1 protein-coding gene is annotated in these 916 nt (G+C 68.2%); it reads left to right on the top strand.

What is annotated here, in order from left to right:
* Positions 1-572: Scr1 family TA system antitoxin-like transcriptional regulator (locus tag ACVNF4_RS36485; protein WP_461807101.1), on the top strand; the 572-nt coding region annotated here is incomplete at its 5' end.
* Positions 573-916 lie beyond the last annotated feature (344 nt).

Below are 916 nucleotides of genomic sequence, written 5' to 3' on the forward strand. Positions count from 1 at the left end.
GCAGCTCAGAAGAGGTAGAGCACTACGTCGGTCTGCGGATGGAGCGGCAGAAGGTTCTGGAGAAGGAGAACCCGCCGCAGGTGATGTGCATCCTCGACGAGGGTGTCGTACACACGCTGGTCGCGGCGGGGCTGCCGCTGGACATGGGCCCGTTCTTCTGGGCGCAGGCCCAGCCGGGCCGGCCGGTCCCGACGCTGGCGGAGCTGGCGCAGGAGCGGGGTGTGCAGCCGTCGTCCGACGCGGGGTCGTACCTCGTGATGGGCAGCGACTTCGGCAAGGCGATCTGTGTGCAGTACGGCACCGCCAACATCGTCGCCGTGCCGGTCGAGGCGGGGCCGGGCGGGGCGCCTGTCGCGCCGCAGTTCGTGAACTCGGGGCTGCCCGAATTCGCGCGCTGTCTCGCCCTGTTGGGGCGGATGTGGCGGCTGCGGTTCGGGCTGAACCCCGAGCAGGCGGGGCGCTGGACCGTCGATTTCCAGGCGCAGTTGGCCTCGCTGGACCCGGCGGCGCTCGGTTCGCCGGACAGTTGGTGGTCGGTGCTGCTGGAGCAGATGTGGGACGGGCTGCTGTGACGCCGTCCTGACCCGGCCTCCCGAGACGAGGAAGCCCGCAACCGGTGGAAAACGGTTGCGGGCTTTTTCTGTGCCGCGACCCGTAACCCTTCACGGAGTGTCACGTTACGCACCTTTCGATTCGAACAGTCAAGATATGCGCAAAATCGTTCGGATCTCGCGAGAGGTTTCCAGCATGGGCAGCGCGTCGGTGTCGCCGTACGGGTTCGGCACGGTCCGTGGGCGCGGGTACCGCCCCGCGCAGGTCGAGGGCACCCGTCCCACTCCGGCAGTGGTCCCCTGTGCGTTCAACAGCCTTACTTCACCGAAGAGTTCACGCCCCTCGGCCACCCCCTTCGCGACGG

It is taken from the genome of Streptomyces sp. S6, from assembly GCF_054880855.1.